Here is a 24,005-nt window from a genome sequence, read left to right on the forward strand (position 1 = left end):
CTATACGATTGCTAGCGCTGACTATTTTGTTTTTCATGTAACAATAGCACGCTTCATTTGTCTTATAGCTGTGTAAACATTTAAATTCAGACTTACAGAACATACATGAAGCAATTTTTTAAATTTGTATTCGCCTCGATGCTTGGGGTATTTTTCTCAGCAATAATCCTGTTCTTTATTGCAATTGCTGTTATTGCAGCTGCGGTAAGTGCAGCGAGTTCAGATAAAGCTATCGAAATAAGTGACAACTCAGTTTTGCGTATCGGATTAAACTACACTATTAAAGAACGTACCGATAAAAGCCCTTTCAACACAGCGAATTTCCCATCCATAAGTTCAGAAAAGCAAATTGGTTTAGATGAAATATTACTTAGAATCAATGCGGCTAAAAAGGACGATCGGATAAAAGGTATCGTCCTGGATATAGATGGCATCGGCGCAAACTTCGCTACGTTGCAGGAAATCAGGGATGCGTTACTTGAGTTTAAACAATCAAAAAAGTTCATTTTAGCTTATAGCGAAGGCTATTCTATGAAGGGATATTACATCGCTTCAACAGCCGATAAAATCTATTTAAATCCCGAAGGCTCTGTAGATTTCCGAGGACTATCAGCACAACTCCCCTTCTTTAAGGGAACGCTTGAAAAACTGGGTATTGAAGCGCAAGTCGTAAAAGTAGGCACCTATAAAAGTGCCGTGGAGCCTTTCATCCTTGATGAAATGAGTCCAGCGAACAGGGAACAGGTTAGCTCTTACCTCAACTCACTATATGACCATTACTTAAACAATGTGTCGAAATCAAGGAGTATCACGGTCGATTCGTTAAGGAAGATTGCCGATGAATATGTAGGGAGGGATGCAGAAAAAGCGATGAGTGCAAAACTTGTTGACGGCTTAAAATATAAGAACGAAGTCATAGATGAACTAAAAACCAAGCTAGGTATTGATAAAAAGAGGAAAATCAAGTCGGTAAGTATTGAAGACTATAGTGCTCCGAAGGAGGAAGAAAAGTCATCACAAAACCGGCTGGCCATTATCTATGCGGTGGGTGATATCGTTTCCGGAGAAGCTTCCGATGAACAAATCGGTTCGGAAAGAATTTCGAGATCAATTAGAACGGCTCGTGAAGATGATAAAATTAAAGCCGTTGTGCTTCGCATTAACTCACCCGGTGGCAGCTCTTTAGCGTCGGATGTTATTTGGAAAGAAGTAGAGCTCACGAAAAAAGTCAAACCGATCATCGTTTCCATGGGCGATGTGGCCGCTTCGGGTGGCTATTACATCGCCTGTGCCGCCGATTCTATATTCGCACAGCCCAACACCATCACGGGCTCCATAGGGGTTTTCGGCATCATTCCGAATCTTCAACACTTTTTCAACAGCAAACTGGGGGTTACTTTTGATGAAGTTAAAACGGCAAAGTATGCAGATCTCATGAGCGTCAACAGACCACTTACAGCCGACGAACGTGACCTAATACAGCAACAGGTGAATAAGACTTACGACACTTTTACAAAGAAGGTGTCAAATGGCAGAAAAATCAGTCAAAACCAAGTAGACAGTATCGGCCAAGGCCGTGTTTGGACAGGAGCCCAAGCTGTAAAAATAGGCTTGGTTGACCGCTTGGGCAATATCAACGACGCTATTGCGGCTGCAGCACGTAAAGCCAAATTAAAAGACTATAAGTTGGTAAGCTACCCTGCAATGAAAGACCCGATAGAAGCACTGTTGGGTTCGTCCAGCGATAAGCTAAAAACGTGGATGATGAAGAAAGAAATGGGTGAAGGCTATATTTTCTACCAGGAAGCGAAGCAAGTTCTGCAACAAAGCGGAATACAAGCCCGGTTGCCTTATATGATCAATGTATATTAAGCGTATAAAAACAACGTAAAAAAGCGCCTTCCGGCGCTTTTTTTGCTTAAATGCATTTTTTGTTATATATCGTCCATATACGTAAGTTTGCCTTCAAATATGCTAAAAGCTTCGCTCAAATTAGATTCAGAATTACAGTCCTATATGGAAAATAAAACGATATCCCGAAAATTCAGATTGCTGTCGCAATTGATGGAATTACATGGCGAAAACGCCTTTAAGGTTAAAGCCATTGCCAATGCGGCTTTTAAGCTCGATAAACTTCCTTTCAAAATAGCTGACAGGACAGAACAAGAATTAAGTGGAGAGCAAGGAATCGGTAAGGGCATAGCATCTAAGGTTTGGGAACTTCTTCGTACAGGTTGTATTCAAGAGCTAGAGGCGCTCCTTGCCAATACACCAGCGGGTATTCTGGAAATGCTGACCATTAAGGGACTAGGACCAAAGAAAATCCTTATCATTTGGAAGGTTTTGGAAATTGAAACCTTAGGCGAACTTTACTATGCTTGCAACGAAAATCGATTAATTGAAGCCAAGGGCTTCGGATTGAAAACCCAAGAAGAAATCAAGGCCGCCATTGAATTTAACATGGCCAGTCAAGGCTTATTTTTGTATGCGCAAGCCGAAAAATTAGCAAATTCTATTTTTAACGAGCTAAAAAAAGTTCTATCAAATGAATGTCTCTTATACTTTACCGGTGATTTTAGGCGAAAATTAGAATTATTGTCTGTTGTTGAAATCATCACAACGGCTACTATCGACGAATTATCGACCTATATTGACAAAAATAGCGCACTTATCAAGTTCGATTACGAAGAAGGAAACGTTCAGGCTGTCCACGAAACGGGCTTGCCAATCCGTTTTATTTTAAGCGGGGCAGAAGACTTCTTTAAAAACCTGCTGATTACGACTGGCAGTACAGAACATATTGAACAAATTCAAACAAAACATGGCGGTACAATCCCCAACGGAGAAAGTGAAGAAGCAATTTACCGCTCCCTCGGGTTGGATTTTATTGAACCGGAATTGCGCGAGGGAATGGATGAGCTCCAAAGGGCGGCGGAGCATCGTCTGCCCGACCTCCTTACTTATGAAGATATAAAAGGCACATTACACAATCACAGTACGTATAGCGATGGAGTCCATTCTTTAAAAGAGATGGCTTTGTATTGTAAGAACGAGCTTCATTTACAATACTTAGGTATATGCGATCACTCGCGTACAGCGGTTTACGCAAACGGATTGAAAGAAGATCGGGTGTTACAACAGTGGAAGGAAATAGAAGCTTTAAATCAAGCCTTACATCCTTTTCGAATTTTCAAAGGTATAGAATCGGACATTTTGGGAGATGGTTCGTTAGACTATCCAGATGAAATATTAAAAGGCTTCGATTTTGTGGTTGCCTCCATTCATGCCAACCTCAAAATGGATAAAGAAAGGGCCACTCAACGTTTGATCAAAGCTGTTGAAAACCCCTTTACAACCATACTGGGCCACCCCACAGGCCGCCTTTTATTAAGTCGGCAAAGCTATTCCATCGACTATAAAAAAGTAATTGACGCATGTGCAGCCAATCAGGTTGCCATTGAAATTAATTCGAATCCGTTAAGGCTCGACTTAGATTGGCGCTGGCATCGCTATGCCCTTGAAAAAGGCGTATACCTATCCATTAATCCCGATGCACACCGGGTCGAGGGATTCCATGACATGTATTATGGCACGCTAGTAGCAAGAAAAGGCGGAGTTGAGGCATCGCATTGCCTTAACTGTTTCGAATTAGAAAAGTTGGATCGCTACTTTGAATCGAAAAAGTCAAACATAAAATAATTACCTTTGAAAATGATCGCACAGCAAGCAAATAAAATCTTCGACCAAGCTATTCACGATTATCACGTGCATGATTATATAGATCATCCCATCGATAACCCCTATCCGGCAAGTACTTTAGAACATTTGTTGTACCTTAAATGTTGGATAGATACCGTTCAGTGGCATATGGAAGATGAGGTGCGTAATCCGGATATCGACCCAGTTGAAGGACTGAAGTGGAAAAGACGAATCGACCAGTCTAATCAAGAACGCACAGATACGGTAGAATATATAGACAGTTATTACCTTAACGAGTTTAAAAATGCAGTGCCATTACCGGAAGCCACAATAAATACAGAAAGCCCCGCTTGGGCTATTGACAGACTTTCCATCCTTGCGTTAAAAATTTATCATATGCAAATAGAAGCAACACGTCAAGATGCTTCTCCTGCGCATCGCGAGCAGTGTAATCAAAAGTTGAATGTATTATTGGAACAGCGAAGGGATTTGTCCGCCAGCATTGACCGCTTATTGGAAGACATACATTCAGGAAAGAAGTACATGAAGGTTTATAAGCAAATGAAAATGTATAACGACCCAGCCTTAAACCCGGTTTTATATACCGGCGAAAAGAAATAACACTTTTGGGCTAATTGAAGTTATACGCCGAGAAAGCAAATGGACAATAAAAACATCTTGGTCTTCCGTTTTTCAGCCATGGGCGATGTTGCTATGATTTCACCGGTCATCGAGCAATTATGCGAAGCGTATCCCGAAACCAATATCATTTTTGTTAGTAGGCCATTATTCAAAGCATTTTTCGATCAGATTCCTCAGGTGACTTTTCACCCGATTTATCCAACAGACAAACACAAAGGCGTACGGGGACTGTATAAGCTTTACAGAGAGTTAAGAAAATACCGGATTGACGGCATAGCGGATCTTCACGACAACCTCCGAAGTCGGATCCTCTCTGCTTTCTTTAGCTTAACAACGATTCCTATTAAGCGAATAGATAAAGGACGAGCGGAGAAAAAAGCCTTAACACGTGCAAAGGATAAACACTTAATCCCGCTTAAACCAACAACTCTCCGTTACGCAGAGGTATTTCGTTCCTTGGGTTTCCCTTTTCAGCTAAGAAACGAGTTAAGAAAAAAGGCAAGACCCATCCCCCCTATGTTTTTACCACAATTCAGCTCGCCCTCAGCTGGACGGATAGGTATCGCACCCTTTGCGCAACATATATATAAAGTCTATCCTCTTGGTAAAATGGAGGAAGTAATTGCTACCTTAAGTGTAAATTATCAGATTTTCATATTCGGCGGCGGAGAAAAAGAAAGGGAGCTTGCCCTGCAATGGGAGAAAAAATATAGCCAAGTCATCAATGCAATCGGTGCGGTGGACTTAACACAGGAATTGGATTTGATAGCCAACCTAGATATCATGCTCACGATGGATTCATCCGGTATGCACATGGCCTCTATAGTTGGCACGAGGGTTGTGTCAATTTGGGGGCCGACACATCCCTATGCTGGTTTTTTGGGGTTCGGACAAAAGGAAGACGACTGTCTTCAATTTGACCACCCGGCAAGACCGAGTTCTATATATGGCAATAAACCATGTTTATGCGACGGCATTCCGTGCATAGAGCGTGTTAGTCCGCTGCAAATCGTTGAAAAAATTGAAAACATCTTACACTATGGCTAAATATCTCTATCTCATCCGTCATGCAAAGTCAGACTGGAGCTACGATCTGCCCGATTTTGAGAGGCCGCTAAACAAGCGCGGTCTTCGAGACGCTCCAATAATGGCTGAAAGACTAGCCTTACAAAATTTACGTCCCGATTGGTTGATAAGCAGTCCAGCCAACCGAGCGATCTCCACGGCAAAAATCTTCGCCGAAGAACTGAGATATCCGTCAGACGAAATTCAAGAGGAAAGTGCCATCTACGAGGCCAATGTACCTAGCTTATTGCAAGTTATCAATTCCTTTCGCCCCGAAGTAGATTGTGTAGCGCTCTTCGGACACAATCCGGGTATTAGCTTACTCGCCGAATATCTTTGCGAAAACGTGACAATCGATTTCCCTACCTGCGCTATCGCCTTTTTGTCTTTCGAAACAGATAACTGGGAAGAAATCAGTGTCGGAACGGGTAGTTTGGTCTGGTTCAATTACCCCAAACTTGTTTAGCAAGAAAAGCTTTGTTAACTTTATTTGCAAATTATTCTTCCTGTTCATTATGATAAAACTAAGTAACGACCTGATCGAGGTTCATATCAAAAAAAAAGGCGCTGAACTTTCTTCGATTTATAATCAGCATATTGCCCATGAATATATTTGGCAAGGAGATCCAAGCATCTGGCCATGGCACGCACCTAATCTTTTTCCTATAGTGGGTGGATTAAAGCACAATCGACTATTTATCAACGGCGCCCAATATGAGTTAGCTCGACACGGTTTTGCCAGACATTCAAATTTTCAGGTTATTGAATCGTCCACCACACATGCCATTTTTTCCTTACGATATAATAATGAAACCCTTCGCGCTTATCCTTACCGCTTTGAATTTCAAGTAATTTATCATTTAGAAAACGAATCACTCAACTGCACTTATAAAACCCTCAATCTAGACGAGCAGCAGATTTACTTTTCGGTTGGAGGACATCCAGCATTTAATGTGCCTTTTTTTCCTGATGAACGGTATGATGATTATTACCTGGAATTCGAGAAAGACGAACCGCTCCAGCGTCATCACCTTTCCAGTGAAGGATATTTTAATAAAAAACAATCGACCATGCTCCTTGAAGGCCGGAAACTCAGGTTAAATGAAACGCTTTTTAACGAGGATGCGCTTGTTTTTAAAAGCTTAGCCAGCAGACGAGTAAGCATTCGAAGCAATAACCATCCGCATGCGCTAATAATCAGTTATCCAGATTTTAAATCTTTAGGCATTTGGGCTAAGCCAGGTGCGCCTTTCGTTTGTGTTGAACCTTGGTTAGGCTATGCGGATGACGAAACCGGAAGCTCTTCAATTGAAACGAAAGAAGGAATTGTGCCGCTGGCTCCCGGTCACGTTTTTGAAGCGAGTTACAGCATTAGCATCCAATAGTTTTTCCATTACAAATGTTAAGAGATTCAAGCCTCACTATAAACGCATAAAGACCACTTGTGATAATCAGTCGAAAACGAAAATATTTCTGAAACCGTTATTTGCGGCAGGCTACTGGTGGATTTATTACAAATGAAGATAAGTAAAAAATCGACAACAATGCTTTTCCTGTATCTTGAACATGAAGACCAGGCAAAAGATGTTTCTAATTAGGACTATGCTAAGGCGACCGATAACATCCCTTAATATTTGTTACATGCAAACCAATGGGTTAACACATACCGTAGCTTTTTGAAGACGAAAATGGCAGTCCACAAAAAATAATGGTATAAGGTGAAATTATGTTTAACTCTCATACTATTAAAATTTAATCCTCCACTTCTACCAAGTTAGCGAACTTTTATTAATTTTTTGTTAAGCCAACAATAAGATTTACAGCAAAGGCGAAATCATCCTAGCAGATTTTTCCATAAACTTGCGCCATTTCGCACGATGTTCCCATTGATACGCATCGATCTCTTCAGCATGTTTCAAGTCTGAATTGAAAACGTCACGCAGCTCTTCGGCAACCTTTGGATCCAGCATCAGCGACATCACTTCAAAGTTTAAGTCGAAGCTTCGTTGATCCATATTTGCAGTCCCAATAATTGCTAGCTTACTGTCGCAAACAACGGTTTTAGCGTGAATGAAACCTTTCTTATAGCGGAAGATCCGTACGCCGGCATTAAGCAGATCGTCATAGTAGGAATGCGCCGCAGCATTGACGAACTTTGAGTCGGATATGTACGGCACCAACAACTTAACGCTAATCCCGCTTAAAGAGGCAATGATTAAAGCATCCATTAAACTTTCACCCGGGATAAAGTAGGGCGTTGTAATTAGTATTTCCTCTTTCGCCGTGCCTATGGCCTTGAGTAGCGTATATAAAATAGAAGGTGAACTGGAATCTGGACCACTTGAAACAATCTGAACCAAGCTTCCACCATCTGAAACCGGCAGCTCGCTGAAAAACCGTTGTTCTGGTTGGAGTTTGTCGGGACTACAGAAGTTCCAATCGCACAGAAAGATATATTGAAGATAGAAAGAGCCGGGGCCTTTTATACAAACATGCGTGTCTCGCCAATAGACTTTCTCTCCCCTACTTTCATCATTCGTATAGCGGTCAGCGACATTAATTCCACCAACAAAGGAAGTATGTCCATCAATAACGATTATTTTCCGGTGATTTCTGTAATTCAATCTGTTAGCTAGCAACAGAAAAGTTATCTTATGAAAAGGATAAATCTTGACACCAGCTTCTTCAAGTTCTTTGGAAAATTTTCCTCTAATTGAGCGGCTCCCGAAATGGTCGTAAATAAAACGCACTTCGACCCCTTCTTTCGCCTTACGAATCAACGCATCTTTGATAGTGTTTCCAATATAATCGTTCTCGAAGGTATAGTATTCAAGGTGTATATGATTTTGGGCTTCATTTATGGCAAGCAAAATCTCCTTAAATGTTTGTTCTCCATTAATTAAAATTTTCACGGCGTTGTTTGTAGTGAGCGGGCTCATCATGTCTTTTAATATCATATGAGCAAGCCCCTTATAAACTAGTCCGTAGTCGCCCACGCTATGCAGGGCATCGAAAGACGACTTGAAAATTTGAATCTTAAGTCGTTCCTGCAATTTTTGATCGCGAACCAGCTTTTTGCTGTACATACTTTTATTCCGGTAGTTTATCCCTATAGAAAAATATAGGATGATGCCGGCAACCGGAATAAAAATGGTTAATAATAAATAGGCGAGCGTTTTTGTACTTGATCGGGTTTCATATATAATTCGAAGGCAAACACAAATAACAATGAGAACATAAATAATCTCCCCAACAATAAACCAATCGATTGAAGGCATAGACAATATCGCTAATGTTTTAATATAAACATAGCAAAAAATATCCAGCTTTAAAGCATCAATGCTTTAAACACCTCTTGCGCATATTCTCCCCAGTCTTCCATACTTTCTTTCAGTGTGCTCAGCAAACCTTCATTATTAACTTTCTTGGCCTTTTTAGCCGCAGTAATGGGCGACGGTTGCACAGCCACCGCATTTACCTTCGTAGCAAACCAGGTGGTATTATCATGCGGTAGCGCTAAACCCAATATCATGCCTGGAAGGCCTGTAAAGGATTCCGGGCCACCGGAAACCGGTATTTGGTCGGTATAAAAGGCAACAACGTAAACAGAATCCATCACTAAAGCGTTTGCTCTTCTGCAGTCATATCCCGCTATTTCGCGTGTTTCGCTGGTTATTTTCCATTTGATCTTTCGCACACTATCTTCAACAAGAAAGACCTCTTCAAATATCCTTTTTTCGCTGATAGATATTCCCGTCCTGAAATCAGTATAAACCGTTCTCTTTAAATCTATAGTGGGATCATTACTGAAAAAATTATTGGTCGGCGGCGTATTCGTTCCTACCGGCTTATACAACGAAGCATCCTTTGAGAACGATAAAGTAGTTTTAACGGTATTAAACTGTGGCTGGGTCTTTTTGTATTGATCATAAACCTGCTGCATCCAACTTGAGTTTTCCGTCGTAATGCGTTTGGCTAATTTAGCGTACATGTTGATTCTCTTTTCGTACTCTATCGTGCCACTATTGACAAATCCAACATGCTGGCCATACGATATCTGACTGATCATTACCAAAACAATCGATATTAAGAAGTTTATTCTTTTTTTCATTTCCTCTACGATGTTTAACGACAATAAAAATCTGTTCATCTGCTTACTCAGGGCTTAGTCCCCATTTTGTTAAACTCCCAAATAACCGACAACATAAAATACCGACGAATGGTCGTGTAGCTATTTTGACTAATGGTATTATTGAATGCACTCCGCCTGAAACCGACATTTTGGTTCAGCAGGTCGTTGCCTGACAACGTGAAACGAAGGTTTTCTTCTTTGAAAAATTTCTTGGTTACGTAAGCATTAAGAATAAAGCGTTCGAAATTCTCATCAAATGACTGTGTTGCCTGTGTATACATATAGTTGCCATCCGAGCCAATCTGAACCTTTCCGGGTAAATAAATATTAAAGCTGGCGTTTCCATTCATTCCCCATCCGTTGTTATTGAATTCAGGTTGTAAAGAAGACTCAGAGGTGTTGTAACTAGGCCCAAAACTTACATAAAAATCGTATTTTTTCTCTTTATATTTTGACAAAGACATATTACCAGAATAAGTATACGCTTTCGTTTCATTAAGGTCATTATTCGTTAGGTTGTAATAGGTATTACCATTTGTATTTAAATCGAGTCCGACCTGCATATCTAATTTTTTGAGCTTTTTGCCGGCGTACATTCCACCATAGAAATTGACGGTGTTTCGATCGCTCAGATTAGCCGATTGATAAGTGCTTTTACCAACAGAATCAGTCACGGTATTATTTACAATCGGGTTTGTAGTAAAAGAGTAGCTGCTGTAAAAATTGACATATTGGTTGCTAAGTACTTTATAGGAGTTATAGCTCAAGTTGAAGCGGTTGGTAAACGAAGGTTTTAAATCGGGGTTACCTAATACGATATTGAGAGGATCCGTATTTACCCTAACGGGCTGTATCTGGTTGATGGTCGGTTGTGTATTGTTGCCATTGTAACCGATACGTAACGACTGTTGCTGAGAGAATTTATATTGGTAGTTCAACTGTGGATTAAAATTCGTAAAGTTTCTGGTAAATACATCCGCCGTATACTCATCAAGCTGTTTAAACTTCACGTCGCTTACCTTTGCACCGAAATTAAGATTCGTCTTCTCTGTCTTGTAGTTAAAAACAGCCCCTACCTGATTCGATGTTTGATCTAGTTTATAATCATTACTATATAAACTATCCAAGAGGTCATAAGCCTCTGTTGCGGACTGGTTGAAGGATCGTCTGTTGGAATGACCGTTACTAATGCTAAGCCCATAGTTAATCACCACGGCAAAATTTTTAAAAAGAGGTTCTGAATAGGTCACGTTAGAACGAAAGGAATTATTTACAATATCGTTCGTTTTATACTGATTGATGATCGACACACTATCTATTTCTCCAGCGCTGCCGTAAAAGTTATTGTCGGCATTCAGAAATCCATCTGTTTTATTTGTATTAGACGACTGATTCAGGTTTAAGGAAAAAGTCCGTCCGGCCTTTCTGAATTTCTTTGTAAGCAGTGCACTTGCGTTAAAAATCCGGTCATCCGCTGTATTTGTCAATCTTCTTTCACTTTGATTCAATAATCCACCGGCTTCATTTCTACTTTCAGCGGTATAGCTATTTTTTGTGTCGCTGTTTCTTAGGGTACCATCTACTGAAATTCGCAAATTGGTTGTCGAATCTAATTTAATATCGTATCTGGCATCGAGTTTATGTCTGAACATGTGGTTGTCGAAGGTCTCATCAGATCGATCGTTAATAACTCCGGTCGGAAGCGTTCGTCTTGTTATGTTATTCCTAGTCCCGTCTACGTTCAGCGTTCCTATTTTATAATTTGTATTAATGGACTGCTTATCACCGTCCCATTTATTGTCATAATGCAAGCCGCCGGTACGCGCTAGAGGAATTCCTTCTCCACTGTATTGCCCGCTAAAGGATTCCAGATCGTCTTGCCCGTCACCATAAATGATCATTCCTCCATCATCGGTAAACTCCATATTGTTAGAGGTACCATATCTATCGGCATCTCGCCACCCGAGCCCTACCTTGCCGGTATTTCCGATAGTACCATAAGCCGACATCTTTTCTTTGCCTTTAAACTTGTTAATCATTCCCTGCACTTGATAAAAGTCGTCGTTTCCGACGCCTGCATCTAACTTACCAAAGTATCCCTTCTTACTATCCTCCTTTAACTGAATATTGATCGTTTTAGTTTTTTGCCCGTCATCAACGCCTGTAAATGCCGCCTGGTCGCTTTGCTTATCGTACAACTGCACTTTGTCAACCATGTCGCTTCGAATGTTCTTTGTTACCAAGGTTGGATCGTCGCCAAAGAATTCCTCTCCGTCGACTAACACCTTGTTAACCGTTTGGCCCTGTGCCGTGATATTACCATCTTTATCTACCTGTATACCGGGAAGCTGTTTTAAAAGGTCTTCAACTTTGGCATTAGGTTGCATTTTAAAGCTTGCTGCATCGTATTCAGTGGTATCGCCTTTAATCGTTACCGGCTGTCTACCGGTGATGACCACCTCAGCCAAAAGTTGCGATTTTAAAATCATATCAATGGATCCAAAATTAATTTCGCTCACGGAGTCCAACGTAAAGCGCTCTAAATAATCTGCATATTTAGGATAGGTAACGAGCAGAATATAGCTGCCGCGTGCCAACTGATCCAGTTTAAAGTTGCCGTTCTGATCAGCCCTCGTAAATTTATAAAGCATAGAATCTTGGGCGTTTAAAACGCTAACAGTAGTATTGCTTAGTTTGATGTTAGAGGCCGTATCTATAACGGATCCTTTAATCAAAAAATAGTTCTGGGCTCGAGAAGAGAAGCATAAAATAAGCAACAACAAAATAAAGGTCAGTTTTTTCATATATTTTAGGCAATCAGACTCTAAAATATAAAAAATCCGATCAGTAATCTATAAAAAGCAAATATTTAACATTAATTAACACGCTGTTAAAGTATGATTAGGTGGATTGATTTTAAAAATCCTATCACCTACAGCCCCTTATTAAACAGGCATAAAGCTTTCAAAAGTCTAATAGAGCATCACCGAAAGCAAATACCTGTAACACAGCACCAAACAAAAGCGCAGTTAGGCAATACATGTCAACATCTACTCTTTTGAGCTTAAAAACTTAACATCTAGTTAACTTTAAACACATTATCTTGTTTATTTTTATCCGGCACATAAGTATCTCCGAGCTCGAGCAATTTAATCTTCTTTTTCGTAATTAACGGTAGGGTAACCGTTTTATCGCCTTCTCTCCATACTTCTATTGACTGATCAAGCTTCTCTTTCGATCCATCCGAATAATACACCGTTAAATGAATCGGCAATGGCTTCATGCTTTTGTTTTTAATTATTATCGCATATTCGTCAGCACGCGACTTCACTACGTCGTGAATAGCCAAATCCAGCACACCATCTTCATAAAACCAACGTTTCCAAAACCAATCTAAGTTTTGGCCGCTACCTGCATTCATCGCATAAAAGAAATCCAGCGGTTGCGGGTGCTTTCCCTGCCAAGTTTTAATATAATAGTGTAGTGCCTTTTGAAACAACTCTTGCCCCAGATATTCCTCTATATACAGGTATCCCAAAGCCGGTTTAGGATAAGAATTTGTGAAGGTTGCCGCTCCTTCCAATTCGGTGGTTAAGGTGTTAATCGGTGCATCGTCTGGACTACCCGAGTTTTTGGCCGTGGGCTGTATACCATAGTCGTCCACATAAGTACTGTCGATATATTTTGAAAGCTTCCATTCTCCAATAGTCGCCCAACCTTCATCCATCCAAGCATACTTCGTTTCATTTGTTCCCATAAAAAAGGGAAACATCGTATGAAATATTTCATGACTGGTCAATGTAATGGCATCCTCTCTGTTCTTCGTCGGATTGTCATTAGCCATCATGGGGTACTCCATTTGATCCAGTCCGTCAAAAACCGTCATATGACTATAAGGAAAAGGCCATGCCGGAAAATGGAAACTCATGCCTTCCACGGTTTTCCGTGCGAAATCTATCACCTCGCTATAGTCCTTATGCGATGGATCATAAACTGCATCGACACGCGTTCTACGTGCTGTAGCAGAATCCACCACTAAGCTGACAGATTTCCAAACGTAATGATTACTCAGCGCAAAAGCGAAGTCAACCACCTGCTTCGCTTCAAACTTAAATACATTAGCAGCTTTTCCCTTGGTAATTGCATTGGATTTTATGTCTTCTTCGCCAATAATGTCAATAACGCTGTCCGATATGCAGGCTGCTTTCAGCGAATCGTTTACATGCTTTTGATACACCTTTTTCCCGTTCTTTAGATCGCCAGTTGCCCACACGGCATAGCCTCTTGGTACTTCAATCTCTACTTCAAAATCACAAAAGTCATTATAGAACTCCTCTGCACCCGTATAGGGATATTCATTCCAACCGTCTATATCATCATACACCGCAATTCGTGGAAAAAAGTAAGCCACAAAATAAGCTCCATCATCAACTTTTCCGGTACGCAGATGTGATCCTTCGTTCAGCGTATATTCATAATCTATCTTAAAAAGCGTTTCACTGTTAGGCAATACCTCGGCATCTACTATTTTCATATTGGTGCCATTAACGACAAATTTGTTGGTTTCCAGCGCCTTTTCCGCAACGGCTATTTTTTTCAGCCTTACGCCATCTCCTAAATCTTTTTTGTCGATTTTTGATTTCCTGGCTACACCTTCTTTATAAATATTGGCATTCAGCTTAAACCAGACTTCACGTAGCGTGTCAGGACTATTGTTGTGATAATATATTTCAGCGGTCCCTTTTAACAAACGCGTCTTCGGCTCAAATTGCACCTTCAGTTTGTAATCTGCTGCGTTTTGCCAATATTTAGCGCCAGGCACCCCGTTCATAGTACGCGTACCTTTCTCCACCGCCTTTAAAAACGCTGAATCTAAAGGCAGGGAACCTTGGGCGAAGCCATGTGCTGTCCCAATTAAAAGATATACTAAAAGAAAGATCTTACTGATGTTCATTTTGCTGCGTGATAATACTTGTTGCCAGCTCCCCACTACAAACGCTACGTCGATTTATTAGCGCCATTAAACACTTAATCCAGCCCTTTTGAGCAGCGCATCTACCGAAGGCTTCCTTCCTCTAAAATCAACATAAAGCTTCATTGGTTCAACGGTCCCTCCTCTACTGAGTAGGGTTTTAAACTTCGCGGCCGTATCGCGATTAAAAATCCCGGTCTCTTTAAAATAGGCAAAAGCATCCGCATCAAGCACTTCTGCCCATTTATAGGAATAATAACCGGCAGCGTAACCGCCGGGAAATATGTGAGAAAAGGACGGACTCATGGCAGTGCCCTCTATTATTGGATAAAGCTGCATTTCCCTCACGATATTCCGTTCAAATTCTTCTATTGAATCATCCGGCCTTAATTGATTCGTATGGTATGCCAGGTCCAACAGGCCAAAACTCAACTGCCGCAAGGTTTGATAACCCTCCATAAAGTTAGCAGAAGCAACAATTTTATCGATTTCTTCAGAAGGAAGCGGCTCCCCTGTTTTATAGTGCTTGGCAAAGCTGGATAAAAACCCCTTATCATAACAGTAGTTTTCCATAAACTGCGAGGGCAGCTCCACAAAATCCCAATAGACGTTGGTTCCAGAAAGACTTTCGTATACGGTATCGGCCATGATGCCATGTAAAGCATGCCCAAATTCATGAAATAAGGTAGTCACCTCATTAAAAGTCAACAACGAAGGAACCTCCTCATAAGGTCGGGAAAAATTACATACAATGGAAATATGAGGCCTTATATGTTGGCCATTCACTTTCGACTGCCCTCGATAGCTTGTCATCCATGCACCAGCACGCTTACCTTCTCGCGGAAACCAATCTACATACAGCAAAGCTTTATGCTCCCCGTTCTCCAAGACCTCAAAAACGTCTACTTCCTGGTGGTACTTTTGAATATCATGTCGCTTGCGGAAGCTTAAGCCATACAGGCGGTTTGCTACATCGAAGGCCGCTTTAACCACCTCTTCCAGAGCAAAATAGGGTTTTAAAGCTTCTTCCGAAAAATTGTACTTCGCTTCTCTTAACTTCTCTACATAATACGCATGATCATAGGGCATTAATTCGCTAATGCCGTCCATAACCGCCAACTGTCTTAACTGTTCAACCTCTTTTTGGGCGAAGGGCTTGGCTTTCGCCAATAAGTCACGTAAAAAAGTATCGACTTGTTCTGGATTAGAAGCCATTCGTTCTTGTAAAACAAAATGCGCATGGCTTTCATAACCCAACAATTCCGCCCGCTCCTGCCTGTAGGAAACGATCTTTTTGATATAATCTTCGTTATCGTATTCGTTTTTATGGAAAGCTTTTTGTGACGAAGCTACATATAATTCTTTTCTCAAGTTCCGATTTTTTGCGTACTTCATAAAAGGCATCATACTTGGAAACTGCAAGCTGAAAATCCAGCCCTTCAAGTTTCTTTTCTTTGCTTCTTCTTTTGCAGCGCTTTTTACCGAATCCGGAAGTCCTTCCAAATCTTGCTCGTTAGTAATATGTAAGGTATAAGCATTCGTCTCATGCAAAACGTTTTGGGAAAACTTCACCTTCAATGTCGAGAGCTCTTTATCGATGAACCGCAATCTGTCTTTCTCGGCATCGCTAAGTAAGGCTCCATTTCTCGTGAAGCTCTTATACGTCCTGTCCAACAATCTGTATTCTTCCTCAGATAGGTTTTTAGACGTGCTTTCAAATACCGCCTTTACGCGTTCGAAAAGGCGCTCATTTAGTGTTATATCGTTTCCATACGCGGCAAGCAGGGGAGAAATCTCTTCCGCAAGGTTTTGAAGATAGTCATTCGTTTCGGCCGAATTGAGATTAAAGAAAGCTTCGGTTATAATATGGAGCTGTTTTCCTGCCTGCTCAAGCGCAACTACGGTGTTATCAAAAGTTGGGCTGGCAGGATCGTCCACGATCTCTGCAATGTCTTTCCTTGCTAAGGCGAGGCCTTCTAAAATCGCAGGTTTAAAATCTTCTTGTTTGACGTTCTCAAAAGGAAAACTATTAAAGGGTGTATTAAAGGCGCTTAAAAGTGGATTATGCATAATATTGGAAATAAATCCCAAACTTAGAGAAAATGCTTCTTATTCTCGAACGCCATTAAAAAAAACATGCAAGCTGACGACTCCTATAGCTCATATTCCATATGTTCACAATAAATACCCTCGGTTCTTAATAGATTTTCAATCATTTCCGGACGAATATTTAAGGATTCCACGCGTAGAACTCGGTCACAATCGTCCAGATCAAAACTCCAACGTTGGATTAGCTTAATCGATTTAAACAGGGCAGCGACTTGCTGCACATGCTTTTGAGCATTCACACTCGTTTTAAAAATTAAAACCTGACTCATAATAACTTACTTACTTCTTGTTGAACTAATTTTCACTCGATTTATCATCTCTCAAGTCACGCCAGTCACACCATCTTTTACGCATAAAGGCACTCATTCTTTCCTGATCATCTTCAGTCATTTTTTCACACTTATTACGGATGGACCTTTTACTCCAAGGTGCGTCGCCGTGTCGTCCCCCTTTTCCGAAACCTAAAAGGATCTTGGACAGAACGAATAAAGCCATTGCCTGCCAGAGATTTATGTTATGCACACCACTGAACACGTTTGCGATGCTAAAATTCCATAGCAGCATAATAATGTAGCCGATCAAAAAAACGAACGTAACTGCTAACGCCGGTATGGCAATAAATCTAAACCGACTTCTGAATAATCTTTTCATCACCTTATATTTTGTCATTTTATACTCACCCAATTACTTTCCCAGTTCATTATAAAAAACAAGTAACCGTTTCCTTAAATGCAGTATAGCGTACCGCTTCCTTGAAATCAATGTAGCCACAGGTTCTCCGGTGCGTGCTGCAATTTCTGCAAAGGGAATGCGGTCTAGCTCATGCCATATAAACACGTCCCGCTGCGCCGCCGGCAACTCGTCCAATGAACTGAATAGGGTTTTCCACATCAATCGATCTTGATAGGTTTCCTCCGGAGTACCATTGACGCTTAAAAGCAAGGTACTGAAAGAAGCCACTCGTTCCTCATCCTCTTCGGTTCTATCATCATAAGAGCTTTCTGTCTTCTTTCTATATTTATCGATAATACGGTTTCGCGCCACCCGATAAAGCCACCCTCCCACTTGTTCTACCGGCTCGGAATTAATCACTGCCGTTAGTTGAAACCATACATCTTGCAAAATATCTTCAGCATCCGCATCGCTTTTGACACGTTTTCTAATAAAGCTCAGCAAGCCCTTTCCATAAGAAGCTATGGTAGTTAAGATTTTGCTCTGCTTATCTTCTGACATGTTTGTTGCTACTGATACCTGATTCATCTCGCTTACTTATGTGTATAGACGAGCAGGAAATCAAAATATTTCAATTTTTTTTCATTTTATAACCGCTGGGTCTGAAGCTACTGACAGCCTTATCAAAACAGGCCTTAAATCACGTAAAGACTATCTCCACCGATATCGGCGACATATGAATACCGACCGGCAAGCGTTTGACATTAACTCGCAGGCAATCCGATTTTCTATTTTGAATGATTTATAATCTCCTTTGTTCTATTGTTAATTTGCTGGATCAATAAGGGAAATGCCGGAAAGGTCATATCGTGTCCATACCCGCCCAGTTCAATAAGAGACGTTCTCTTGTGCCCTGCAAGCTTCATCATACGGGCCATATATGCGTTCTCTTCATACCGTCCCAAAAGTTCTAGCTCCCTATCTCCTGTTATCAGCAAAAGCGGTGGCGCATCAGCTCTTACATGAAACAGAGGCGCATATTCATCAACGACTGCCTGCACTTCGCCGATTCCCCTTTCCTTTCTTATGGTAAAATGAGTAATTGTCTGTCCACTGAAAGGTATTAATCCTGCAATTTGATTGGCATCTATATGGTATTTAGTTAAGTAAGCTTTATTAAGGGTTAACATCATTCCGAGGTAGCCACCCGCAGAGTGGCCCGAAACAAAAATTAAGTTTTCGTTCCCTCCGAACTCTTCAATATGTTTAAACACCCATGCAGTTGCGGCCGCTGCATCTTCAATGATCTCTTTACCTTCGACTTTTGGGGATAGCCGGTAACCTACACCAACCACCACAATCCCTTGTTCCTTCAACGCTTCCGGAACTTCCTTTTCTCCACCCGTCAATCCGCCACCGTGAAACCAAATGACGGTTGCGACGCCTTTTTTGTTTACTGGATAATAGATATCAAGCTTGCATCGATCCCTCATATAGCTATCCAACTGCACGTCCGATTCATAATAAGATATATTGCCTTTCTGCTCGTATTGAACAGTCTGTGCATTCGTAGATAGCTTCAGGAACAAGAGGCATAAGACAGAAAAATAACGCTTCATTTGATATTCAGTTAAAAGAATCAATGGTTTAAAATGCCTAATTTACATTATTTTCTTAGAGATAAAGCTAAGTGTTCCAGCTTTTTTACGACGGCTTCCTGCTTCAAATTGCGAAAACTTCGATGGCCGAAGGTGAAGGTGCGTAGTCAGCCCCTGGAGGAAATCATACCCGCGTCAAAAGACCTGTTTGAATTCCATTACGCGATCCTTAGACGCCACCGCTAAGTCCTTTGAAGGCTCAGCACTAAATCATCCGTGCCCGCTTCCTATATGGTATCACAAGTCGATTAAGTGAATATACCTCTATTCTCCTGCTATTTCATCACATTAGTAAACCATTTTGAGTTTCACAATTGGATAGTTTGTTTAAATTATATAAGTTTGTAAAAACCAATCACCAACATTGCATGAAAGTTCAAGAAAACCAGGTAATCGACTACCTGAAAGAGATGCGAGAGACGCTTCTTCAGGAAATAAAAAGCATTGATAAGACAATTGAAGGCATTACAGGTAATAGTGTTAGCGACCTTACTGCCATCGTTACACCATCAACTAATTACGCTTTTGAGAGTAAAGCAAGTAACAAAGTTCTTCAACCAGTTGAAGAATTCGATCCACATTCCAAACTTGACAATAAAATCAGTTATGCGCTAACTAATGTTGGGCAGGGTTTTAAGGAAGATATTCTGGACGTCTTGCAACAAGCCCAACCGGATTTAGATCCGTATAAGTTAGAAAAGGTTGTAGCGGTCAGACTTTCGTACCTGCTTAAAAACGGATTTATTGAAGGCAGAAAAATCGGAAGAAGGTTTGAGTATAGCTTTGTAAGTGCTTAGTTAAAAGAAGTCGCCTACAAAAGTCTACTGACCACCGCATAGATGTAGCTTAGCGAAATCTATAGATTTGTCAATTAACTATTTACAAATGAAAGATTTCGCTATACCTACGCCCGTAGTATGTGGCGATATCAGCCGCCATGAGCAGTCTTGAAAGGATTCGTAACGGCGGGCGGCAGACTTTTCTGATCTAATCCAGCATCCTCGCGAGCAGTGGTTTTACGTAATTTATCTCTTCGCTCACCTGTTGTAGCTGTTCGTGAAGAAAGTCTTTGTCAAAATTGCTGCCATTTTCTATAGGCAAAATGTATTCAGCTAGCAAAGACAGCCGCGCGTTTAGGGCGGTTCCTCTGAGTTCATGCGCTAATTTCTGAATTTCATGCTGATTTTGCTCGAGCACTAAGGTGTTGAATCGAGGCATAAAAGTATCCAAATGATCAGCGACATACCCCAACACTTCTTTAATCAAGGGCTCATCATTAGCTAAGGAGCTTCTCAGCTCTTCATAATCAAAATGATACTTGTTTGGCGAAACGACAGCTCTCGTTTCAATAGCAGGGCTTTCTATACTTTCTCTTCCGCGCAGCATTGGTGCTATTAGGTCCAACAGCACTTCCGCCTTAAACGGTTTTACAATATAATCATCCATAATACCATTACTGTACGACAGACTCTGGAACTCCGGAGATGCGCCTGTCAGCGCGATAATTTTGACTTTGTCATCTTTCATGTCGGCTAAGGCTCTAATCTTTGCCGCCGCCTCATCGCCCTTCATAACGGGCATATTTAAATCGAGCAACACCAAATTTGGCCGATATAATTCGTACATATCAACGGCCTCCTTTCCATTTTGAGCCTCCAAAATGGAAACGCCTTCAAAATGCTGCTCGATGAGTGATCGAAGATAAAATCTATTAACTTCATTATCTTCGGCAAATAAGATTTTAAGATCTTCAGTCTTGTCAATTTTCATAACCTTATAACGTCATCGATATCGAATAATTGCATTTGTTTTACGCTCAACGAACTTCATTTACGTCGGTCTAAAACCCGAGCGGATTATTACGGGCCATGCCCTTTACTAGCAGCCCCTTAAGCCAGTGCATCCCGCCTATAGTACCTGCTATAGAAGACGATAAAAGCAACGACTAAATTGAGCAAACTAAAGAGCACCGACAGATCAAATAAGGCAAACAACACCGCCATGCAGAACCAGCTAAAACTCCATTTTAGAAATCGCAACATATTAATATGCTCAAAACAGCATAACGATCTTAGCACTAAAATACCCGCCATGCAAATATGCACAAATAAAGGCAACAACGGCAATGGAAAAAATAAAGACGCCAAAAAAAACTCGGGCAATAACAACAAAAACCACCTAATAATCTCGTTTATGTACAGCACCCCTCTATGATATGGCAATTGATGTAAGAAATACATTTTTCTTGCAAAAAAGTCTTGTATGAGGTAGACGAGTACAACATGAATTAAAGCTAGGCCAACACACAGAATAGCGAGAAAACGTAGGGGCTCATCCACATCCTCAAAAAAAGAAACAGCACCTATCACCAACGCACAAGATATGGCTTTTGTCAGTACCAACGCTAATTTGCGGTTGGTGATTAGCTCAAAAAAGAAAATGCTAAAACTAGATTTAGGAAATCGCCGAACTATTGCTGTTAAATGAAGCCAGTTTGTTTTCTTGAGCGCACGGGAATTAAACCAGTACACATAAACTATACCGCTGATCAAAGTTAATAAAAGCAAGTAGGCTACAGCTAAAAACGGTAGATTCACCTCACCAATCACGATACCACAAACCATAGCAAGCACCGAATAAAAAATCATTGGTAGCGAAAGATACAACTGAAACCACCACCACGCCATGATTTGTGAATGATAAGGAAGGGCGGTCGCACTATAATGCCAAAAGAGATATTCAGGCATCTGACTTACTTTTATAACGAAAAACCAAGTTCGAATAGTATAGATAAACCACAGCACGAAAGCCAGCAGTGTGATCACAGGCGAATGCACAAAGTTCAATAAGAGAACTAGGTAGATTGTTCGCTCTTGCCCCGCCGGAATATGCCCCGCTGTTTTAATAAAAAGACCATAGCCTAACAATAAAACGTAAGAGGCAATTAAAAAGCCAATATGCTGCTTGTAAAACACTCTACCGAAACACTTAGTTAGATATTTCCCCATTTTGCTCTATGTCCTTTTAGGATAACTTAAAAAGCTGGCAGTTCTCTAACAAAAACCTATGATGAACAGGGATATCATCGGGTACGCTTTGATGCGAGGTTACAACAAAACTCGCTTGCTTCCCTACTATGTAATCATTTATAAAAAAAGATAATTGCTTCACTGCAGCTTCGTCTAAAGTAATAAACGGCTCGTCCAACAAAATCACTTTCGGGTGCCCGATGAAAGCTAATAAGATGGACAACTTTTTCAGCATACCTGCAGAATACGTTGATACATTGTTTTGTAGGTAATCTTGCATTCCAAACTTATCGATGAAACGATTCGTCTCTTCCACCGATCCCTTTTTTGCTCTTATAAAAAGATCAATTAAGTCTACACCGCTGAGAAAAGACGGATAGATAGGCTCTGCCTCTGCAAAATTCACAAATCTGCGATACGGAAGCGGATGCTTTTTTAAAAAGATACTGTCCGCTAAAATGACCTCGCCACGAAAATCGATCAATCCGGCAAGCACTTTAAGCAATGTACTTTTGCCAGCCCCATTTCTTCCTTTAATACAGCTTAACCCTTTATCAAAGCGCTGCTCAACGATATTTAAAATATCTCTTGAAGCGTAACGCTTGCTTAACCGCCTAATTAAAAGCATATTATTTAACTTTTTATTGAGACGTACTTAAAGGTAACTTGTTACAGCATAGAAAAGCCTTGTTATACAACGTATATTACGCTTTCTGATGCAGAAAGAATTGTCTTAAATCCGTATAAGTCTACGCTAAACCCGAGTGCTTTCATGATAAACTTGATTGACTTTAGAGCAAACCCGTATGGGTTTATGACAAATCCAATTGACTTCATGATAAACTTGATTGGCTTTATAATCAACCCGTATGGGTTTATGACAAATCCAGTTGACTTCATGATAAACTCGATTGACCTCATGATAAATTTGGTTGATTTTATAGTAAACCCGTATGGGTTTATGACAAATCCAATTGACTTCATGATAAACTTAGTTGACTTTATAATGAACCCGTATGGATTGATGCCAAACCCAAGTGACTTCATAATAAACTCGATTGACTTTATAGTAAACCCGTATGGGTTTATGACAAACCCAAGTGACTTCATAATAAACTCGATTGACTTTATAGTAAACCCGTATGGGTTTATGACAAACCCAAGTGACGTTATGGCAAACTTGCTTGTCTTTATAGTAAATCCATACGGGTTTATGCCAAACTCAAGTGGCTTCATAATAAAGACTGTGGTATCTATTGTGAATTCCCACTTGATTGCTATCGTTTTGCATGCTTTATCCCTTCCTCGGGATTGGCTGTGTCGCTCTTTCCGCCGAACTCCGGGCTACGGCCATCCCCTACGCCATTTTCCCATGGCCCTCAATATGATTTATCCAACCAATGGATGATATTTAAAAGAAATCGGGCATTTTGACTTGCATCCGGATGGTTCATGCCGCGTTTGTTGCTTTTGATTCCCTCCAGTTGGGCGGTAAATGGTGCCCCATCGGCGAACAGAAATACTCTTCCGCGTCCGCATTGCAGAATAGCGCCATTGGCTAAACCCGTGCCCACGATTTTCGGAACAGAGGCAGCGATCGGATGATATACATCGGACACCTTCGACGGGAGGAATACCTCATAGTCGTCACCTAACGCCGAAACAATGACGGCCTCCGGCGGTGGAAAAAAGCCAGCTCCTCCCCAACATCGGATACTGTCTATCTCGAAACCTTTGACATCGGTGATCGGATTGGCCGTGAGGTTGCCTCGCGCACGGGAAAATATCTCCGGCTGGCCATCTTTTCGCTGCGCAGATCCGTTGATCAAGTTAAACCCGAAGCGTGCAGCAAGATTACTGACCGAACCTGCGGAGGGCATGTGGTCGGTGATGAGGAAAAGAGCTCCCCCTTGTTGATGCACCCATTGGTATAGCGTTTCGACCTCTTCATATACTCTAATTAATTACAAGTTTTTGGGCTACTTTTTTTCGGAGCCGGTTAAATTTCTTTCTCTTGGATCAAGACA

Annotated in this window: 21 protein-coding genes; 8 read left to right on the plus strand and 13 right to left on the minus strand. The window is 41.0% G+C overall.

Translation table 11 applies throughout. The features are described from left to right. Positions 1-105: 105 nt before the first annotated feature. From sppA to EPX21_RS15925, 6 genes are all read left to right on the plus strand, one after another. On the plus strand, positions 106-1,872 hold the full coding sequence (gene sppA / locus EPX21_RS15900; protein ID WP_134090676.1) for a signal peptide peptidase SppA: 1,767 nt from the start codon (positions 106-108) through the stop codon (positions 1,870-1,872). A 144-nt stretch (positions 1,873-2,016) separates the two neighbouring features. Further along, positions 2,017-3,699 (plus strand): DNA polymerase/3'-5' exonuclease PolX, encoded by a 1,683-nt coding sequence (locus EPX21_RS15905; protein WP_134090677.1) that lies wholly within the window; start codon positions 2,017-2,019, stop codon positions 3,697-3,699. Positions 3,700-3,711: 12 nt separating this feature from the next. Further along, positions 3,712-4,320: a DUF4254 domain-containing protein gene (locus tag EPX21_RS15910; protein ID WP_134090678.1), complete on the plus strand. Its 609-nt coding sequence runs from the start codon at positions 3,712-3,714 to the stop codon at positions 4,318-4,320. A 39-nt stretch (positions 4,321-4,359) separates the two neighbouring features. Further along, a complete protein-coding gene (locus tag EPX21_RS15915; protein ID WP_134090679.1) occupies positions 4,360-5,388 on the plus strand; it encodes a glycosyltransferase family 9 protein in 1,029 nt (342 codons plus the stop codon). Then, on the plus strand, positions 5,381-5,872 hold the full coding sequence (locus EPX21_RS15920) for a histidine phosphatase family protein (protein ID WP_134090680.1): 492 nt from the start codon (positions 5,381-5,383) through the stop codon (positions 5,870-5,872). Before EPX21_RS15915 ends, EPX21_RS15920 begins: the two co-directional genes overlap by 8 nt. 49 nt (positions 5,873-5,921) lie before the next feature. Then, positions 5,922-6,791 (plus strand): aldose 1-epimerase family protein, encoded by an 870-nt coding sequence (locus EPX21_RS15925; RefSeq protein ID WP_134090681.1) that lies wholly within the window; start codon positions 5,922-5,924, stop codon positions 6,789-6,791. Between the two features lie 432 nt (positions 6,792-7,223). Here the strand turns inward: EPX21_RS15925 and cls are convergent, their stop codons facing one another. The 9 genes from cls to EPX21_RS15970 form a co-directional block, all read right to left on the minus strand. Then, positions 7,224-8,684 carry a cardiolipin synthase gene (gene cls / locus EPX21_RS15930; protein WP_134090682.1) on the minus strand — a complete coding sequence of 487 codons (1,461 nt, stop codon included), beginning with the start codon at positions 8,682-8,684 and terminating at the stop codon, positions 7,224-7,226. Between the two features lie 50 nt (positions 8,685-8,734). Then, positions 8,735-9,517: a GLPGLI family protein gene (locus EPX21_RS15935; RefSeq protein WP_134090683.1), complete on the minus strand. Its 783-nt coding sequence runs from the start codon at positions 9,515-9,517 to the stop codon at positions 8,735-8,737. 47 nt (positions 9,518-9,564) lie between these two features. Next, positions 9,565-12,342: an outer membrane beta-barrel family protein gene (locus EPX21_RS15940; RefSeq protein WP_134090684.1), complete on the minus strand. Its 2,778-nt coding sequence runs from the start codon at positions 12,340-12,342 to the stop codon at positions 9,565-9,567. A 275-nt stretch (positions 12,343-12,617) separates the two neighbouring features. Continuing rightward, positions 12,618-14,492, minus strand: a complete 1,875-nt coding sequence (locus EPX21_RS15945) for a M1 family metallopeptidase (protein ID WP_134090685.1) — start codon at positions 14,490-14,492, stop codon at positions 12,618-12,620. A 66-nt stretch (positions 14,493-14,558) separates the two neighbouring features. Continuing rightward, a complete protein-coding gene (locus EPX21_RS15950; RefSeq protein WP_134090686.1) occupies positions 14,559-16,580 on the minus strand; it encodes a M3 family metallopeptidase in 2,022 nt (673 codons plus the stop codon). A gap of 83 nt (positions 16,581-16,663) precedes the next feature. After that, positions 16,664-16,888 (minus strand): hypothetical protein, encoded by a 225-nt coding sequence (locus EPX21_RS15955; RefSeq protein WP_134090687.1) that lies wholly within the window; start codon positions 16,886-16,888, stop codon positions 16,664-16,666. A gap of 25 nt (positions 16,889-16,913) precedes the next feature. Continuing rightward, positions 16,914-17,270: a hypothetical protein gene (locus EPX21_RS15960; protein WP_134090688.1), complete on the minus strand. Its 357-nt coding sequence runs from the start codon at positions 17,268-17,270 to the stop codon at positions 16,914-16,916. Positions 17,271-17,303: 33 nt separating this feature from the next. Further along, the gene (locus EPX21_RS15965) at positions 17,304-17,879 is read right to left on the minus strand and encodes an RNA polymerase sigma factor (protein WP_134090689.1); all 576 of its coding nucleotides are present in this window, start codon (positions 17,877-17,879) and stop codon (positions 17,304-17,306) included. A gap of 200 nt (positions 17,880-18,079) precedes the next feature. Further along, on the minus strand, positions 18,080-18,910 hold the full coding sequence (locus tag EPX21_RS15970; RefSeq protein WP_134090690.1) for an alpha/beta hydrolase: 831 nt from the start codon (positions 18,908-18,910) through the stop codon (positions 18,080-18,082). Positions 18,911-19,317: 407 nt separating this feature from the next. Here EPX21_RS15970 and EPX21_RS15975 point away from each other — a divergent pair, with 407 nt between their 5' ends. Beyond that, positions 19,318-19,746, plus strand: coding sequence for a soluble adenylyl cyclase-like protein (locus EPX21_RS15975; RefSeq protein ID WP_134090691.1), 429 nt, complete (start codon positions 19,318-19,320; stop codon positions 19,744-19,746). 190 nt (positions 19,747-19,936) lie between these two features. Here the strand turns inward: EPX21_RS15975 and EPX21_RS15980 are convergent, their stop codons facing one another. The 3 genes from EPX21_RS15980 to EPX21_RS15990 all read right to left on the minus strand — a co-directional run bounded on the left by EPX21_RS15980 (position 19,937) and on the right by EPX21_RS15990 (position 22,606). Next, on the minus strand, positions 19,937-20,719 hold the full coding sequence (locus tag EPX21_RS15980) for a response regulator (RefSeq protein WP_134090692.1): 783 nt from the start codon (positions 20,717-20,719) through the stop codon (positions 19,937-19,939). A gap of 119 nt (positions 20,720-20,838) precedes the next feature. Further along, positions 20,839-21,957 carry a hypothetical protein gene (locus EPX21_RS15985; protein WP_134090693.1) on the minus strand — a complete coding sequence of 373 codons (1,119 nt, stop codon included), beginning with the start codon at positions 21,955-21,957 and terminating at the stop codon, positions 20,839-20,841. A gap of 16 nt (positions 21,958-21,973) precedes the next feature. Next, positions 21,974-22,606 carry an ATP-binding cassette domain-containing protein gene (locus EPX21_RS15990; protein ID WP_134090694.1) on the minus strand — a complete coding sequence of 211 codons (633 nt, stop codon included), beginning with the start codon at positions 22,604-22,606 and terminating at the stop codon, positions 21,974-21,976. A gap of 144 nt (positions 22,607-22,750) precedes the next feature. Between EPX21_RS15990 and EPX21_RS15995 the strand changes: the two genes are divergently transcribed. After that, positions 22,751-23,386 (plus strand): hypothetical protein, encoded by a 636-nt coding sequence (locus EPX21_RS15995; protein WP_134090695.1) that lies wholly within the window; start codon positions 22,751-22,753, stop codon positions 23,384-23,386. On the opposite strand, the gene EPX21_RS16000 is transcribed toward EPX21_RS15995, so the two are convergent. After that, the gene (locus tag EPX21_RS16000) at positions 23,358-23,858 is read right to left on the minus strand and encodes a hypothetical protein (RefSeq protein WP_134090696.1); all 501 of its coding nucleotides are present in this window, start codon (positions 23,856-23,858) and stop codon (positions 23,358-23,360) included. The two genes, EPX21_RS15995 and EPX21_RS16000, sit on opposite strands and share 29 nt — an antisense overlap. Positions 23,859-24,005 lie beyond the last annotated feature (147 nt).

The organism is Olivibacter sp. XZL3 (assembly GCF_004368405.1).
Classification (GTDB): Bacteria; Bacteroidota; Bacteroidia; order Sphingobacteriales; family Sphingobacteriaceae; genus Olivibacter.